Origin of the sequence: Parapedobacter deserti, from assembly GCF_042646065.1 — a bacterium.
In the GTDB taxonomy this organism is placed as follows: Bacteria; Bacteroidota; Bacteroidia; order Sphingobacteriales; family Sphingobacteriaceae; genus Parapedobacter; species Parapedobacter deserti.
The window spans coordinates 1-15,937 of sequence record NZ_JBHRTA010000030.1 but is presented as its reverse complement, the minus strand read 5'-3'; the positions used below and the strand labels follow the sequence as shown (position 1 = coordinate 15,937).

General features: G+C 50.0%; 16 protein-coding genes. 6 read left to right on the top strand and 10 right to left on the bottom strand.

Annotation, left to right across the window (positions count from 1 at the left end):
- Positions 1-37: 37 nt before the first annotated feature.
- Both ACFOET_RS08980 and kdsB read left to right on the top strand, forming a co-directional pair.
- On the top strand, positions 38-652 hold the full coding sequence (locus tag ACFOET_RS08980; RefSeq protein ID WP_379021742.1) for a deoxynucleoside kinase: 615 nt from the start codon (positions 38-40) through the stop codon (positions 650-652).
- A 79-nt stretch (positions 653-731) separates the two neighbouring features.
- Positions 732-1,475 (top strand): 3-deoxy-manno-octulosonate cytidylyltransferase, encoded by a 744-nt coding sequence (kdsB, locus tag ACFOET_RS08975; RefSeq protein ID WP_379022433.1) that lies wholly within the window; start codon positions 732-734, stop codon positions 1,473-1,475.
- Between the two features lie 65 nt (positions 1,476-1,540).
- Here the strand turns inward: kdsB and ACFOET_RS08970 are convergent, their stop codons facing one another.
- The 7 genes from ACFOET_RS08970 to ACFOET_RS08940 form a co-directional block, all read right to left on the bottom strand.
- The gene (locus tag ACFOET_RS08970; RefSeq protein WP_379021740.1) at positions 1,541-2,392 is read right to left on the bottom strand and encodes a sugar phosphate isomerase/epimerase family protein; all 852 of its coding nucleotides are present in this window, start codon (positions 2,390-2,392) and stop codon (positions 1,541-1,543) included.
- Between the two features lie 49 nt (positions 2,393-2,441).
- Complete coding sequence (locus ACFOET_RS08965; protein WP_379021738.1) at positions 2,442-3,338, bottom strand: aldo/keto reductase; 897 nt, start codon at positions 3,336-3,338, stop codon at positions 2,442-2,444.
- The gene (locus tag ACFOET_RS08960) at positions 3,335-4,072 is read right to left on the bottom strand and encodes an FKBP-type peptidyl-prolyl cis-trans isomerase (RefSeq protein ID WP_379021736.1); all 738 of its coding nucleotides are present in this window, start codon (positions 4,070-4,072) and stop codon (positions 3,335-3,337) included. The genes ACFOET_RS08965 and ACFOET_RS08960 overlap by 4 nt, the downstream gene beginning before the upstream one ends.
- 147 nt (positions 4,073-4,219) lie before the next feature.
- Positions 4,220-5,434: an MFS transporter gene (locus ACFOET_RS08955; protein ID WP_379021734.1), complete on the bottom strand. Its 1,215-nt coding sequence runs from the start codon at positions 5,432-5,434 to the stop codon at positions 4,220-4,222.
- Between the two features lie 158 nt (positions 5,435-5,592).
- Positions 5,593-6,273: a DedA family protein gene (locus ACFOET_RS08950; protein ID WP_379021732.1), complete on the bottom strand. Its 681-nt coding sequence runs from the start codon at positions 6,271-6,273 to the stop codon at positions 5,593-5,595.
- Between the two features lie 176 nt (positions 6,274-6,449).
- Positions 6,450-7,790: a GH1 family beta-glucosidase gene (locus ACFOET_RS08945; RefSeq protein ID WP_379021730.1), complete on the bottom strand. Its 1,341-nt coding sequence runs from the start codon at positions 7,788-7,790 to the stop codon at positions 6,450-6,452.
- Complete coding sequence (locus ACFOET_RS08940) at positions 7,791-8,792, bottom strand: glycosyltransferase family protein (protein WP_379021728.1); 1,002 nt, start codon at positions 8,790-8,792, stop codon at positions 7,791-7,793.
- A gap of 192 nt (positions 8,793-8,984) precedes the next feature.
- On the opposite strand from ACFOET_RS08940, the gene ACFOET_RS08935 reads away from it, so the two are divergent.
- Positions 8,985-9,947, top strand: a complete 963-nt coding sequence (locus ACFOET_RS08935) for a zinc dependent phospholipase C family protein (RefSeq protein WP_379021726.1) — start codon at positions 8,985-8,987, stop codon at positions 9,945-9,947.
- Here the strand turns inward: ACFOET_RS08935 and ACFOET_RS08930 are convergent.
- Positions 9,934-11,409, bottom strand: coding sequence for an aminotransferase-like domain-containing protein (locus ACFOET_RS08930; RefSeq protein ID WP_379021724.1), 1,476 nt, complete (start codon positions 11,407-11,409; stop codon positions 9,934-9,936). The genes ACFOET_RS08935 and ACFOET_RS08930 overlap by 14 nt on opposite strands.
- Positions 11,410-11,485: 76 nt before the next feature.
- Between ACFOET_RS08930 and ACFOET_RS08925 the strand changes: the two genes are divergently transcribed.
- Positions 11,486-13,372 carry a TonB-dependent receptor plug domain-containing protein gene (locus tag ACFOET_RS08925; RefSeq protein WP_379021722.1) on the top strand — a complete coding sequence of 629 codons (1,887 nt, stop codon included), beginning with the start codon at positions 11,486-11,488 and terminating at the stop codon, positions 13,370-13,372.
- 77 nt (positions 13,373-13,449) lie between these two features.
- On the opposite strand, the gene ACFOET_RS08920 is transcribed toward ACFOET_RS08925, so the two are convergent.
- Complete coding sequence (locus tag ACFOET_RS08920) at positions 13,450-14,166, bottom strand: MIP family channel protein (protein WP_379021720.1); 717 nt, start codon at positions 14,164-14,166, stop codon at positions 13,450-13,452.
- A 481-nt stretch (positions 14,167-14,647) separates the two neighbouring features.
- Between ACFOET_RS08920 and ACFOET_RS08915 the strand changes: the two genes are divergently transcribed.
- The gene (locus tag ACFOET_RS08915) at positions 14,648-15,106 is read left to right on the top strand and encodes a MarR family winged helix-turn-helix transcriptional regulator (RefSeq protein ID WP_379021718.1); all 459 of its coding nucleotides are present in this window, start codon (positions 14,648-14,650) and stop codon (positions 15,104-15,106) included.
- Complete coding sequence (gene arr / locus ACFOET_RS08910) at positions 15,107-15,538, top strand: NAD(+)--rifampin ADP-ribosyltransferase (RefSeq protein WP_379021716.1); 432 nt, start codon at positions 15,107-15,109, stop codon at positions 15,536-15,538.
- Positions 15,539-15,568: 30 nt separating this feature from the next.
- On the opposite strand, the gene ACFOET_RS08905 is transcribed toward arr, so the two are convergent.
- Entirely contained in the window at positions 15,569-15,859 is a 291-nt protein-coding gene (locus tag ACFOET_RS08905; protein WP_379021714.1) for a hypothetical protein, read from the bottom strand.
- Between the last annotated feature and the right edge of the window lie 78 nt (positions 15,860-15,937).

Genomic DNA, 15,937 nt, shown 5'->3' with positions numbered 1-15,937 from the left:
ATGCTTGGCAATTGCCTGATGTCTTAAACCTCTTTATATGCATATCGCCATCGTCGGAAACATCGGAGCAGGAAAAACAACGCTCACCAAGCTGCTGGCCAATCACCTCAAATGGGAGCCACAGTTCGAAGCTGTCGATGACAACCCTTATTTGGAAGATTTTTACAGCGATATGAAGCGCTGGGCATTTAACCTACAGATTTATTTTTTAAACAGCAGGTTTAGGCATATCGTACAGCTGCAAAAAAAAGAGATAAACATCATCCAAGACCGGACAATTTATGAAGACGCTTACATCTTCGCGGAGAACCTATATGATATGGGGTTGATGAGCGCACGCGATTTCGAAAATTACAGCAGTATCTTCGAAAGCATCGTATCGTATATCAAACCGCCCGACCTGTTAATATATCTTAGGGCTTCGGTTCCGACGTTGGTTGACAACATACAGAAGCGTGGCCGCGAATACGAAGCAAATATCCGGCTGGATTACCTCTCCAAATTAAACGCAAAGTACGAAAAGTGGATCAAGAACTATAAAGACGGCAAACTGCTTATCCTGGATAAGGATAAACTCGATTTCGCAAACAATCCAGAAGATATGGGTTTTGTACTTCAAAAAATTGAGACCGAACTGTTCGGTTTGTTTTAAGCCCTGGTTACCGGTTCGAAAATTCGAGAAAGCCGTAAATCTCAATACGCGATACCTAATACAAACACACATGTCCAACATAAAAACCATCGGCATCATCCCAGCACGTTATGCTTCGAGTCGTTTTCCCGGAAAGCCGTTGGCCGATATTTTTGGGAAAAGCATGATACAGCGGGTATACGAACAGGCGTCGAAAAGCCGGTCGCTCAATCAGGTCGTCGTAGCCACTGATGATAAACGAATTTTTGATCATGTTAGTGCTTTCGGGGGGAACGTGATGATCACAGCCGGCACCCACGAAAGTGGCACAGACCGCTGCGCCGAAGTCCTGACGGTTTACACCGATTTTAATGTCGCCGTAAATATTCAAGGGGACGAACCGTACATTGAACCGACACAGATCGATTTGCTGGTGTCCTGTTTCGAAAATAAAGACGTCCAGATCGCCACATTAATTAAACGGATTACAAAGGCTGATGAGTTATTCAATACGAGTATGCCAAAAGTGGTGGTTGATCGCGTAGGACGGGCGATCTATTTCAGCCGCCAAACCATCCCTTTTCAGCGAAATGCACCTTCACAGGATTGGCTGCATCTACACCCCTATTACAAACATATCGGTATCTACGGGTATCGGACCGACATATTGGCCAGGCTGACCAAACTTCCTGTATCCTCGTTGGAAAAAGCCGAAGCACTCGAACAACTGCGCTGGATAGAAAATGGCTATGCTATCCAAACCGCAGAAACTGCTCATGAAACCATGGCAGTGGACACGCCGGAAGATCTGAAACGGATTTTAGAAGTTAGTCGTCAGTCGTAAGTCGATGCAAGCGTTATCCCTATGTCATCCGAGGCAAAGGGCCTGCAAACATAACCGCCCGTCGGTTAAAGACTGTCAACTATAGTCCTGAAATTTTTTACGCTCTGCGCAACATCCCCCACATTGTTTTCCCAATTGTGCTCATACTCGGCAGAAATATTGCCCTTGAAACCCTGCCGCTTAAGCTCAGCGATCACCCCTTCCACGTTGCAAACACCGGTACCCCAATGCACGTCATGGGTTTTACGGGCTTTCTCAGCCAGATCTTTGAAATGAAGGCTCGTCAAATGCCCTTCGTATTGTTTCAGGCATTCGACAGGGTCCAACCCTGAGCGTACCCAATGCCCAATATCAGCACAGGCTCCAACGTAAGCGCTGTTGGCTTTCGATATGGCATCCAACACCACTTGTGGACTCCAATAATGTGTTGGTTTAGGATGGTTATGAAGGCCCACTTTAATCTTGTATTGCGTAGCCAATTGCCCGATCAATGGCAGAAACTCTTCATTAGGCTCCGAATTGATCACCTTAATGCCCATCGCATCAGCAAATTCAAATAACTGCCTCCATTCTTCTTCTGTCTTGCCTTTTACTACACCGAAAGCACACAATTTCACTTTCTTCTTTTTCAGCGCTTTCAGGATGGCCTTCCGCTTCGCCGCGTCCATTTTGTAATCCATCTTCCCTTCGATGCCTCCTCCCAGCTCCTGTCCGTTGAATGCCTCCACCGAATTCATGCCGGCACTGAGCGTTTTATCAACAGCTTCAAAAAAAGTGAACCGGTTAAACGTATACGTCTGAGCAGACAGATGCCAGCCCAGTTTTCTTTCCGGTTGCTGGGCATTCAATATCGATATACCCATTGCAAACACAGCGACGCCCATTAAGGCTGTAAGTCTCAGTTTTTTTTTCATCATCCGTTGTTTATAATTAGTCGTAGATATAAATTTTAATTTCAAATAATAGTCACCTATGCGCTTCATAGCGGAGCGTCCGCACCGCCCGTCGTAACAGGTTACGCTGTTCAGTGGACAGCGGCTCGGCACGATGCAATGCTTGAATGGCTTCATCCAGCTGCGCCGGTGTCCGTATCCCAAGCGCTGCGGTAGCCACCGTGGGATGCCCCCAAACATACCCCAGTGCTACATCCAGTGCGGTAAGCGCCAGATTTTCGGCTGCCTTTATTACCGCTTTCGCGGCGCTTGCGACTTCACCGTCTGTAAACTGCAAGTAACTGTCTGCCGGCTTCCCAACCAACAACCCTTGCGCAATGGCTCCTCGGCAAATCGCACTGATACCGTACTGTCGTAAAAGATCCAGAAGCCCTTCTTCCGGCCGATGGTCAAGCAAACTGTATTGCATCATCACAGAGACGATTCCTGAACGTTTCACATATTCCCGAATCACCTTGGGCCTGATTGAAGAAATGCCGTACCAGCGTATCTTCCCCTGTTGCTTTAACAGCTCAAAGGCGTCGATCGTTTCATCGATAGGGTCATCAACCGTTCCTCCATGCAACTGGTACAGATCTATATAATCCGTCTTTAGTCGCTTCAGACTCTGCTCCACACTTTTCAGGATGTATGCTTTACACGGGTTCCAGTCCCAGCCGCTCCCATCTGCGCGCCACTGATTGCCCACTTTCGTCGCTATGATTACTTCTTTACGGACTGGTTGGAGCGCATCACCGACATACGCCTCGTTCAACCCCTTTTGGTATAAATCAGCAGTATCGAAAAAGTTGATCCCCCTGTCAACAGCCTTCCGCAACAGATCGCGATAGGCGGAAACATCCTCACCCATTGACATGCAGCCGAAGCTGACGGGACTAACGTATAGATCAGATTTGCCTAATTGGTTCATTTGGCCTCTTCCAGTTGTCCCGGTTCAGCCGGTTCTCTCACTGCTTTCTGAATCGAAATGAGTTCCACATCAAAGATCAGCGGGCTGTAAGGCGGGATATCTTGTCCCATTCCCCGCTCGCCATAACCCAATCCATAGGGCACATAAATCCGGTAATGCGCCCCCGAGCGCATTAATTGCAATCCTTCCTGCCAACCCTGAATGACGCGTCCTAATGGAAAAGTAGCCGGTTCGCCTCGGTCGTAAGAGCTATCGAACATTTTCCCATCACTCAACTTTCCCTTGTAATGCACGGTTACGGTGTCGTCGGTCGTTGGCCTATCGCCCGCTCCTTCGCGGATAACCTCATATTGAAGGCCAGTAGCAGTCGTTACAATTCCTTGCCTTGCCTTGTTTTCCTCCATAAATGCATGCGCCGCGTCTTTCAGTTGAGCATTCATCCGTTCACGGGCTTCTGTAATTGTGCCCATGATCAGCTCCCGTTCTTGCCCGTCATCAAGAATGGATTCTTTTCCTGCAAACAGGTCGGTTATGGCTGCAGCGAGCACCACTGCGTTAACTTCTGCAACGCCCGCCTGTTTAAGGTCGCGGGCAATAGAGGCGCCGAACGCATAGGCCACGGAGTCTGCGCGGCTGGTCAGGGTGGCGCCCCTGCCACCAACTACTTGCTGGGCACTGGCGAGTCCCGTATTCAGCAACAAACTGACCCCGGCAACAACATAAGAGAATTTCATCCCACCTAATTTATAACAATAATTACTCAGCGTGTCAAACATAGACAAAATCGCTTTTATATGCAATAAATCTAAAGGATATAACATTTCCGTTTGCTAATTCGCCAATGAGCATCTTTCCGGGAAAATACGGATCAATGGGCCTGATCAATGTGGTCGCTTTGCTAAGTTCGGCAGAAAAGCGGCGACAATCCCGATGAGTGGCAAAAACGCACATATATGGTATACATAATCGATACCCTGGTTATCCGCGAGCTTGCCCAGTACGGCCGAGCCGACACCACCCATTCCAAATGCAAAGCCGAAAAACAGGCCCGACACCAGACCAACGTTGCCGGGCAACAATTCCTGCGCATAAACCAGAATAGCGGAAAACGCGGACGCTATTATCACGCCGATAATGAAAGATAAAACAATCGTCCAGCTGAGGTTGGCGTAGGGAAGTGCAAGGGTAAAGGGCGAAGCTCCTAATATGGACAACCAGATGACGTACTTACGTCCGATACGGTCGCCCACCGGACCGCCAATCATGGTACCCGCCGCAACCGCAAAGAGAAAGATAAACAAATAAATTTGCGATTGCTGCACAGACACGTCGAATTTATGCATCAGGTAGAAGGTGTAGTAGCTCGTGAGACTTGCGAAATAAAAATACTTGGAAAAAATGAGCACCAACAGCACCGCAATTGATATGACTACAGTTGTACGCGGCAAGGATTGTTGTACCGTTACCCTGATTTTATTTTTCCGTAGGATATAGTTACGAATGGACTTAGGCTTATACCACCGTCCCACACGGTAAAGAATGACGATAGCCGCAAGGGCGGCAAACGAAAACCAGATCACATTGAACTGCCCGAATGGAGCGATAAGCATGGCGGCCAACAACGGCCCAATGGCACTTCCTGCATTGCCTCCGACTTGAAACAGCGATTGTGCAAAGCCACGCCTTCCACCTGAGGCTGCATACGCCATACGAGAAGCCTCTGGATGAAATACGGACGATCCCGCGCCCACAAACGCCACGGATACCAATATCCAGTGGTAATTCGGCGCCAAGGCCATCATTACAAGCCCGGTGAGACTGAATCCCATTCCAACCGGTAACGCGTAAGGGTAGGGCCGGCTGTCCGTGATCATACCCACCAACGGTTGCAGCAGGGAAGAGGAAAGCTGAAAAACGAGTGTAATCAACCCGATCTGCGAAAAACTAAGGTGAAATGAGTCTTTTACAATGGGGTAAATAGCCGGGATCAACGACTGGATTGTGTCATTAAGCAAATGTGAAAAACTCACTGCAAACAGCACAGGATAAATAGTGGACGATATTTGTTTGCCGATAGCTGGTGCTTCGTTGCGCATGAATACAACATGGAAACTTCACGCAAAGTTAAGAAAACAAATATTGAAAACACCAAAATAAAGGTATTCTCCAGCACTTCAATTTCTTGAAATCAACGCTGCTAACGTCAGTACCATAACCAACCGACCGGTAGTCGGGCCGATTTTCTCAAATGACGCTACTCTTGCTCTTCCAGCATTTCCGGCTCAGAAACAGTGGCTGTCCGCTTTCCCCGACCGGTGACCATCTTAATCACCACCGGTGCGGTCGCAGCGATTACAATGGCCATAATGACGTATTCTAAGTTCCGTTGAACCCATTCATTTTCTCCAAGAAGGTATCCTAAAGTGACCAAGCTGCCCACCCAAATGATGCCGCCAACGACATTGTAGAAGGCAAATTTTCTAAAATCCATCTCCACTATACCTGCCACAATGGGCGCAAAGGTACGCACGATGGGGAGGAAGCGGGCCAATATAATGGCCACACCTCCGCGCTTATGATAAAATTCCTGTGCCCGGTAGATATACGCTTTCTTGAAAAGCCAATTGTCTTTCATCTTAAGCAAGCGATGCCCGAAGTACTTGCCACACCAGTAGCCCAGAAAATTTCCTGCAATGCCTGCTGCTGAGATCAGCGCAATCCAATACAGGAGGGTCATCACCGAGTCTACCGGACCAAGCGTCAGGTTCGCAATGATAATACCTGCGATAAACAGAATCGGATCACCCGGCAGAAAAAAACCTATTAGGATACCCGTCTCGGCAAATACAATAAATAATAGTAAATAAAGCCCTCCATGGGCAACAATCCAGTCCGGATTGGTGAGATTATTCAATAAGTCAAGAAACGCTTCCACAAATTACTCCCAAAATAAATGCAAAGGAACGAACAAATCTTGGAAAGATGTGGTATAAAATCGTGCCATATTAATGAAAGATCATGGGTAATTACAAACACAAGGCGGAAATGTCATTGGGGTGACAAAGGACTTGCCTGCCAGTGGAAGCCACGTAGTGATATGCCTCCCAGCCATCATCCATGGCTTGCTAAAAAATCTCCATACCATCTACCGGAAGCTTTGATCACACGCCGTTGCGTTTCGAAGTCTACATGCACTAGACCGAACCGGGCATCGTAACCCTCGGCCCATTCGAAATTGTCGGTGAGTGTCCAAACGAAATAACCGTGTACATCTAACCCTTCCTGCTTCGCACGGAGCACCTGTTCGAGGTGCGTTTGCAGGTAGCGGAGGCGCAGTTGGTCGTCCACACGGCCATCTACCAGATCATCGGGAAAGGCAGCGCCGTTTTCGGTGATGTACAAGTCGGGGATATTGGGATAAGCGCTGAACTTACGGATCATTTCGTAGATAGCGTCAGGATACACCTCCCATCCCATAGCGGTAACGAGCGGCACCTTCCGCTTTCGTGCAGGAACCAAGCGCGCCTGTAGATAGGGAACAAAAAACGAGTATTCCACAACTTCTCTGGTATAACACTGAATACCCACGAAATCGAAATCGAAAGGCAAAAGTGCATCATCGCCTGCCATCATGCATCGTTCTATGCCGCCCAGCGCCTTCAGGTCGGTGGTCGGATACCCCATGCCCAACGCAGGCTCAATGAACATTCTATTGATCAGCGCATCGGCACGCTTTGCTGCGGCTATGTCTCGGGGTCGCTCACTGGCGGGATGGATGCTGGAACAGGAAAATGTACTGCCTATCTGGGCATCGGGCACTTCCGATCGCAACAATCGCCCGACTCTTCCCATAGCCAGCGCGGCGTGATGTGCTGCCGGAAAAAAATTGCGTATCCCCGTGAGGCCGGGAGCATGAAGACCGAAAAAGTACCCGGCGCCCGTGAAAACGGTCGGCTCATTCAGCACCATCCAATGCTTCACCCGGTCACCCAAATGCCTCGCCACACACCCCGAGTATTCCTCCAGCCAATCAAGAATGTCGCGATTGGTCCAACCTCCTCGATCCTGCAGCGCTTGGGGCAGGTCCCAATGATAGAGTGTGACCCATGGTGTAATCCCCTGCTCAAGGCAGTGATCTATCAATCGCTCATAGAAGTCTAGCCCTTTGGTATTACAATATCCAATCCCCTCGGGAAAAATCCGTGACCAGGAGAGTGAAAACCTGAAGTTGGGGATAGACATCTCACGGATCAGCGCGATATCTTCCTGATAATGCCGGTAAAAACCGCATGCCTCCCGGGCATTATGCCCGTTTTTTATTTTGCCTTTCCGCGCGGTAAAAGTATCCCAGATCGACCGGCCCTTTCCATCGGCATCGCATGCCCCCTCTGTCTGAAAAGCTGCGCTGGATACCCCCCACTTAAAATCGTCACCGAAGTCTTTTCTAACCATTTAGACCAGCGCTTTTGATAAGTGCTTCTGCAATAAGTTATCTATAATTTCCTGTGTGCAATCCGGGTATTCTACCGGGACGATTTGCTTACCGTTCAACCATCCTTCAATAATGGCGTCATGCTTAGGCTTCAGATTTTTGATCACTTGTATACCCATTTCTTCCAATGCTGCTGCATTGAGGTGCTGCTCATATTGATTTTTCATCGGGATGACCAACAATTTTTTCTTTAGGTGCAGCGCCTCAGCAGGGGTTTCAAAACCGGCACCGCACAACACCCCTACTGATGTGGCCATGCTGCGGATGAACCCCTCATTTGCAATTGGCTGAACGCTGATATTGCGGATTTTGAAGGGTGCTTTATTATGTTTCGAAAAGACTTCCCACCGGATGTCTGAAAACCGCATCAAATGCTTGAGCAGCCTCGCATCATCGTATGCCGGTAGATAAACCGTATAATGCCCATGGTCCGCGACCTCCAGTTGTCGCACCTGCTGCCGGATCACCGGCGTAAAGGTCCGTTCACTGTATCGCTTAAAATGAAACCCGTAATTCGCGGTTGCAGGTGCGTAATAGCGCATGATCAGTTTGCCCAGCACATCCTGCTCCTTGGGTTTGGGAGCCAGCGCGTCCATCGCTGCTGCCTGATGACTGAGGCCGATGCAGGTTTTATCACGGGTGTTGCACGCCCAAGCAGAAATCGGTTCAAAATCATTGATGACCAGATCGTATTCTTCGACCGGCAACGCGTTTACTTCGCGGATCAACCGCCTGACGGTGGAACTCATAAACGTTTTCCACAGGTCTACACCGCCTCTTTTTCCGAAAATAAAGCTAAGCCCATGCATCCGGTATTTTACCGGAAACGGAAGCTCGAGGTCAGCTTGGATGCCGCTCACCAATACGTCAACGTCAGCGCGTCGTTTCAGGCAGGGTACGATATCCATTGCCCGGCTCAAGTGCCCATTGCCCGTACCTTGCACTGCATAGAGGATTTTCATGCTAATGTCTGAATGCCGACACCAAAAAACGCAAAAATATCCGGCTTTTCAAACCTGTAAACCAACTAATCATTTTTTTCATGGTAGCTTTTTCCTTATACCTTTTAACGAATATCGTCATCCCGTGTTAGCTCAGCGTTAAAAACAGTTGAAGGATTTGTGATATTTCGAGATTAATTTTACCTTTAGTTTATGAACCGGATCTACCTATTTCCCCTAGCCATAATAGCAGTTGTCCTGCTCTCGTCGTGGGGGTTTCATGCGCACAAGCTCATCAACCGCATGGCGGTGTTCACCCTGCCGACGGACGTTGCTGGCTTTTATAAAGATCATCTTGGATACCTGACAGAGCATGCCGTTGATGCCGATAAACGATGTTACGTAGACACCGCCGAGTCACCGCGGCATTTTATCGATGCCGACGATTACGGTATACAGCCGTTCGACTCCATTCCCATACACTGGACCGCCGCTGCGGAGAAATTCTCCGAGCGCAGGCTGCTCGCATCAGGCATCCTCCCATGGCAGATCTACCGATGTTACCGCAACTTGGTCGAAGCATTCAGTAAACAGGATGTCCAGCGTATCTTGAGACATGCTTCAGATATTGGTCATTATTTGGCCGATGCGCATGTTCCGTTGCACACTACCAGCAACTATAACGGTCAAAAAACAAACCAAATAGGCATCCATGCGTTTTGGGAAAGCAGGTTACCCGAGTTGTTTTCCGATAGTTATGATTTCATTGTGGGCCGCGCGCGATACGTAGACTCGCCCGTAGACGAAGCATGGCGGATTGTCAAGGAAAGCCATGCGTTGGTTGATTCGGTGCTGGATATAGAATCCCAACTGAACGGTGAATTTCCACCAGACCGCAAATACGGTTATGTGGAGCGCAACAGCGTGCTCGTACGCACCTATTCAGACGACTATGCCGCCGCCTACCATACTGCGTTGCAGGGAATGGTAGAGCGGCGCATGCGCGGCGCCATCCATGCTGTCGGCAGCTTTTGGTATTCAGCTTGGGTAGACGCCGGTCAACCGGATATCAAGCGCGCCGACAGCACGGAAACCGAGATCGGCACACCACCGGTGATGGAAGAAAGCCGTGAAATACCAGACAGGCGAGAATCGGGCCATGTCAGCCCCGATTGACCGCCTCAGCTATAACTGCTACAGCGTCGGCCAGTTCCGCCGTCGAGAGACTGCCAAACCCCATGCGGATTCCGCAGTGTCTCTTAGACTGATACAGTAAGTAACGGGGCAGGTGAACGTCATGCCGGGCGCAAAGGTGCCTTATCCGCACCAGGTTCATATCGCGGGGCCATTCTGTCCAGATCGCTAAGCCACCGCCCGGCACGTTAAAACCGACAAACGCTGCCAGGTGTTCATTCAACAAGGTCACCAAACTATCGCGGCGTTGTTTGTAAGCCAATGTTGCTTTCTTCAAATAACGGTGGATTTCCCCGTCGGCAATCATCTCTCCAAGTGCGAGCTCCGTCAACACATCGCCGTGCCGGTCCATAATACCTAGCAGTTTACTCATTTCGTTAATCAGGCCGTGGGGGGCGACAATAAATCCCGAGCGGAAGCCCGGAGCCAGGGATCTGCCGAAAGTACCGACATAAACCACCATTCCATCCGTATCTCCACTGGCCATCGGTAATTGCGGGCTGTCACCGTAGTGAAAGTCAAAGTCATAGTCGTCTTCTACAATAATGAACCCATATTGAGCAGACAGTGCCAACAGTTCCACCCGCCGTTGCGCGCTGAATGTTACAGTGGTGGGATAGTGGTGATGCGGGGTAATGTACAGCATTCGAAAAGGTTGCCGTTCGCAAAGTTCACGGATCGCGGAAACGTCGAGCCCCGCCGCGTCAACAGGCACCGTCACAACATTGGCACCGGCTTTCTGCAAGATCATGTTGGTCGCAAAGTAACTGAGTTCACCCACTACCACCCGGTCGCCCGGAGAGATCAGCGTCTCCACTACGATATATATGCTCAGTTCCAAGCTGCGTGTCACCAGTATGTTTTTTTCGGAAATGCGCAATCCCCGGGTCAGGTTCAGGAAGTTCGCCAGATTTTCCTTATAAAATGAACTGCCCATCAGATTGCCGTACCCAAGTTTGGGCCGGTTGCCCTTACGCCTCATGTTGGTATGAAGCAATCGGGACAGATAATCTACATGAGATAGCCTCGGATCCGGAAGTCCGTCATCCACGCGGAGCTTTGAGGGCAGATGGTCGAAGGGGTCATCCAGTATATTCCACTTCCTAAAATGGAAACCGGTCTGTTGGGGATAGATGGCCAGTGCTGCGGCGTTGAACCGTCGCGGCTTAGCCAGGTTTCCATTTCGGACAAATGCGCCCCGGCTCGGATGATTTACAATCCATCCCTGCGTCTCCAGTTCAGCGTAGCTGGCCACGACTGTATTACGGTGCAAGCCAAGTAGCTCGCCCATCCGGCGCGTGCCGGGAAGTTTATGGCCGTCCATCAGGTATCCCCGCTGAATCGCATTGATCAGCTGATGTGCCACCTGAAGGTATACCGGAGTGGCCGACTGCCGGTCGATTTGGATGAAACTTCGATACGGAACGAAAACCGGACTATCCATAAAATAAAAACTGGCACATAAGTATGTGCCGGCAAGATACGACTTTTGCCTGCAATATGTAAAAGACGCTTGACGCATGAAAAAGACGCTGATTTTATCTTTGGCTAATGCCTTCACTGTTATCGGAGCGATTGAGGCACAGACGCTCACGCATCACCCGGATACTGCTGCGATTCCACTCAATGAAGTGATTGTCTCTGAAAACCGACTACAAACGCCATTTTCAAAACAAAACCGAAACATCCAATTGATAGATCGGGCACAGATCGAGGCGCTGCCCGCCCGGTCGCTCAACGAGCTTTTGGGGCATGTGGCAGGCGTAGACCTCCGCCAACGCGGGCCATTTGGCTCACAGGCCGACCTTGCAATTGACGGCGGCACCTTTGAGCAAACGCTCCTGCTGGTCAACGGAGTGAAGGTGCTCGATGCGCAGACAGCGCACAACGCCCTCAACCTGCCCATCCCGCTGGAAGCCATTGAACGCATTGAAATCATCCGCGGACCCGCAGCACGCATCTACGGCATCAACAGCCTCACCGGAGCCGTCAATATTGTCACCCGCAAACCTGAAAAATCCGAAATCCTCAGCCACGCATATGCCGGTACTGGATTCAAAAAAGACACAGCTGCCACCGGACAGCTGTTCAACGGACGGGGCGTACAGCTGGGTGCTACCTTGGCAGGCAGGGTCGGCCGCCACTCGCTGTACGGCAGCCATGAGTCAGGGAATGGCTTTCGCTACAACACGGCATTCCGTAACCATAAGCTGTTTTATCAAGGGGATATCCCGACAGGTGAACGCTCGGGCGTTTCCCTGATGGGCGGTTATGTCGACAATGGCTTCGGAGCGAATGGCTTCTATGCAGCACCGGGCGACAAAGAAGCCGAAGAAGTGGTAAAAACAGCGCTTGCTTCCATCGGCTACCATATCAGCCTTTCCGAACGCTTTTCGATTGCGCCACGCATCAGTTATCGTTATACGAATGATGATTACCGGTATTTCCGCCATGATCTCAGTCGCGCACGGAGCCAGCACAATGGCCACGCCGTCAATGCAGAAATCAATGGCACGCTGCGGACCGTATTCGGCGATGTCGGCATGGGTTTGGAAATGCGCAATGAGGCTATCCGCAGCTCCAACATCGGCGATCACAAACGCGATAATTACGGCATGTATGCCGAATTTAAAACCGAAAGCGTTAAGCGTCTGCTCCTTAACGCCGGAGCCTATCTCAACTATAACTCCGACTACGGTTGGCAGGTGTTCCCCGGCATCGACCTCGGCTTCCAGCTGGATGAAAACTGGAAGCTCGTAGCCCATACCGGCACGGGGCAGCGGATTCCGTCGTTTACCGACCTGTATCTTGACCAACGGCCGGGCAACGTGGGTAATCCATCGGTGACGCCAGAACAAGCCTGGCACATCGAAGGCGGAGTAAAGTATGCCGGACAACGACTGCTCGCCCATGCCAATTACTTCTACCGTAATATCAACGATTTTATCGACTGGGTAAGGCCGGACCAGGACACACCGTACCAACCGTTCAATTTTACCGCGAACCGCGTCCACGGTATTTCTTCATCAGCGGCCTACCGGTTTTCCGACCCCACTGCAACCATCACCTGGCTGGCGGGCATATCCCATACCTGGCTGTCGCCTTCAATTGGCGCAACCACGCAGCCGACTATGATTTCGAAATATGCCATTGAAAGCTTACGGCACCAGCTTGCCACTCATCTGCAGGTTACCGCCGGTTCCCTTTCGGCTACCGCAGCTGCCCGGTTTATCGAACGCACCAGTTATAAGAGCTACTTTCTGGGCGATTTGCGCGTGGCTTATCGGTTCCGTGCCGTAAATGTGTATATGGATGTGCAAAACATCTTGGACGTCACCTATGTCGAAGCAGCCGCAGTGACCATGCCAGGGAGGTGGCTCAGCCTGGGCCTGAAATATGGATTTTAACGGTGAAAGTCCGAAGACCGGAGCCAGTAGTAATACTGTCTCCCGCTTCGGACTGCTGTTTTCGGACTCCTATCTTTTTAATCACGTTTTTCCAACAGCCGCCATACCACGGCTGCTGCTACAGCCCCCACGATGGGCGCAACAATAAATAACCACAGCTGGCTAAGTGCTGCCCCCCCAGCTAAAACCGCCGGCCCGAAGCTGCGTGCGGGATTTACAGAGGTGCCCGTGATCGGAATAGCTACCAAATGGATAAGCACTAAGGTAAAGCCAATGGCCAATCCAGCCATGGTGCTGTTGCCCCACTTAGAGGTTGTGCCGAATATCACGAACAAAAACAGAAACGTAAGTATGGCTTCCGCTATGAAAGCCGACTTCACACCGTACTCACTTTGGTAGCCCGGCCCCCATCCGTTTGAACCATAAGCCCATTCACCGGCAGTAAAGCCTGCTACCTGGCCACTGAGAATCTGCTGCAGCGCCAAAGCTCCCAACAGCGCCCCGATAAGCTGGGCAACGATGTAAGCAACGGCGTTGGTCACTGAGATTTTGCCATTGATTAGCATTGCAATGGTAATCGCCGGATTGATGTGGCACCCGCTGATACCGCCGATGGCATAGGCGAAGACTACAACCGCCAGGCCAAAGGCGAACGAAATGCCCAGAACGCCGAGCCCAGAAAGGCCTGCAATCGTGTCGGCTCCCGCTACCGCGGCGGCTCCGCAGCCGAAGAGTACCAAGCCAAAGGTACCTACCATCTCGGCCACAAATTTAGTTGATGTTTTAATCTCCATGTTTTTTATGATATTGGTCTATCCAAAGGTAATTTGTTTTTTTAAAACAACGTAGTTTTTACTAAAAAACCCCGCTTCACAGCGGGGTCTTTCCATTTAACCAAACCTAACAAAATGAATGCTGTTATATATAGTGTCAAAAGTAAGCCCTGCTTGTTATCTCGTAATTAAGCTTGGATTAACATATTGTCAAAAAACAGCAGCATTGCATTATTTTCGGCCAAACGTTTTAAGACTTGGACCGCTCCGGAAACTTATTCCTAACTGGATTGAGCCAATACAAACTCCAGCTCTTTGGGCTCCCATGATTTGCAAGCGGTGGCTTGCGAATATAAACGCAAGCATAAATTTCGCAAATTGTTTCAATATTCTTAAATTATTGCCGACCCATGGCCCACCCACGAACTGCGCTATTTAAGAAATTTTGATAATCCATCAAACACACTTATCTTTACGATCAAGATAATCAATAATCAAGATAATGCCGTCCACAGAAGAAATCATCAAACTGAGAAAGCTCAGCCAGCAATGCGCTTACACCACCATCCAGATGCACGAAGCCATTGGCAGAAACGCGGGGATGTCCGGAACAGACCATAAGTACCTGGGATTTATTATACAAAGAGGACAAATGACCGCGGGACAGCTTGCTGTATTGACGGGCTTGACAACGGGTGCGGTAACCAGCCTAATCGACCGGCTCGAAACGAAAGGCCTGGTAAAAAGACGCCCGGACAGAACCGACAGGCGGAAGACAATTATCGTCCCGGACACCGAAAAGATCATGGGCACACTCGAACCACTTTATAAAACGTTTAAGGATGACACAGAGCGACTGATGGCGTCATTTTCTCCCGAAGAGCTGGGCGTGCTGGAAACCTTTTTTCTGAAATACCTGAAATTAATGGACAGTACCATTAACCATTTAAACGGAAAATAAATGAAAACACCGCTGCATTTGAGCCATGCTCCGAACCCCTTTGCACAGACCTTTTTCCACGGAACGAAAGCCGACCTGAAAATCGGTGACTTTATCAAACCGGGGTTCCCATCCAACTTTACCGATAGGAAACTCAAACACGTCTATGTCGCCGCTACGTTAAGCGCCGCGATTTGGGGGGCAGAACTTGCCTTGGGCAGTGGGCGAGGAAGAATCTATTTAGTAGAAGCCTTAGGCCCTATAGAGGACGACCCGAATGTGACAAACAAAAAATTCCCGGGAAACCCTACCCTGTCCTATCGGTCAACGCATCCATTTAAGGTCGTCGGGGAGGTAACTGCCTGGCAAGGACACTCACCTGAGCAAATTAAAGCGATGAAAGACGGATTGGTAAAACTGCAAGCGCAAGGTACTGACCATATAGAAGAGTAACGACAGGCGTCACCCCGGTCCTTGGGCCGCTTATTTGCCATCCTTCCCACAGGGCTTGTTCCACAGGTATGCAAAAGCCAGGGCGCCGAGAGCGTAGCAACCTACATCCCGGATATCGGCGGTAAATCGACCGCTCCAACGGGGGAACAGGTATTCGGCAAACACGCTGACCACGAAGAAAAGGATAGCGATGTGCAGTACGGGCAGCACATAAGCATCGCCCTTCCTAAAAACCGTACGCCGCTCCAACAGCACCAGTTGCAGCAGGATGGGCATAAACAGCAGCGGATCGAGGTGCGATACTCCCCAGTTGTTAGACAACTTTCGTCCAAAGTTAAATTTATTTAAGACACTTTTTTTGAGTTATCATTGAATTTGCTGTTGGGCGTTTCCTTGCCG

Excerpts from the sequence above, each read along its gene's own strand:
- arr (WP_379021716.1), top strand. The coding sequence starts at position 15,107 with ATGAAAACACCGCTGCATTTGAGCCATGCTCCGAACCCCTTTGCACAG.
- ACFOET_RS08945 (WP_379021730.1), bottom strand. The coding sequence starts at position 7,790 with ATGGTTAGAAAAGACTTCGGTGACGATTTTAAGTGGGGGGTATCCAGC.
- ACFOET_RS08935 (WP_379021726.1), top strand. The coding sequence starts at position 8,985 with ATGAACCGGATCTACCTATTTCCCCTAGCCATAATAGCAGTTGTCCTG.
- ACFOET_RS08930 (WP_379021724.1), bottom strand. The coding sequence starts at position 11,409 with ATGGATAGTCCGGTTTTCGTTCCGTATCGAAGTTTCATCCAAATCGAC.
- ACFOET_RS08920 (WP_379021720.1), bottom strand. The coding sequence starts at position 14,166 with ATGGAGATTAAAACATCAACTAAATTTGTGGCCGAGATGGTAGGTACC.
- ACFOET_RS08925 (WP_379021722.1), top strand. The coding sequence starts at position 11,486 with ATGAAAAAGACGCTGATTTTATCTTTGGCTAATGCCTTCACTGTTATC.
- ACFOET_RS08955 (WP_379021734.1), bottom strand. The coding sequence starts at position 5,434 with ATGCGCAACGAAGCACCAGCTATCGGCAAACAAATATCGTCCACTATT.
- ACFOET_RS08965 (WP_379021738.1), bottom strand. The coding sequence starts at position 3,338 with ATGAACCAATTAGGCAAATCTGATCTATACGTTAGTCCCGTCAGCTTC.
- ACFOET_RS08940 (WP_379021728.1), bottom strand. The coding sequence starts at position 8,792 with ATGAAAATCCTCTATGCAGTGCAAGGTACGGGCAATGGGCACTTGAGC.
- ACFOET_RS08960 (WP_379021736.1), bottom strand. The coding sequence starts at position 4,072 with ATGAAATTCTCTTATGTTGTTGCCGGGGTCAGTTTGTTGCTGAATACG.
- ACFOET_RS08980 (WP_379021742.1), top strand. The coding sequence starts at position 38 with ATGCATATCGCCATCGTCGGAAACATCGGAGCAGGAAAAACAACGCTC.
- ACFOET_RS08970 (WP_379021740.1), bottom strand. The coding sequence starts at position 2,392 with ATGATGAAAAAAAAACTGAGACTTACAGCCTTAATGGGCGTCGCTGTG.
- ACFOET_RS08915 (WP_379021718.1), top strand. The coding sequence starts at position 14,648 with ATGCCGTCCACAGAAGAAATCATCAAACTGAGAAAGCTCAGCCAGCAA.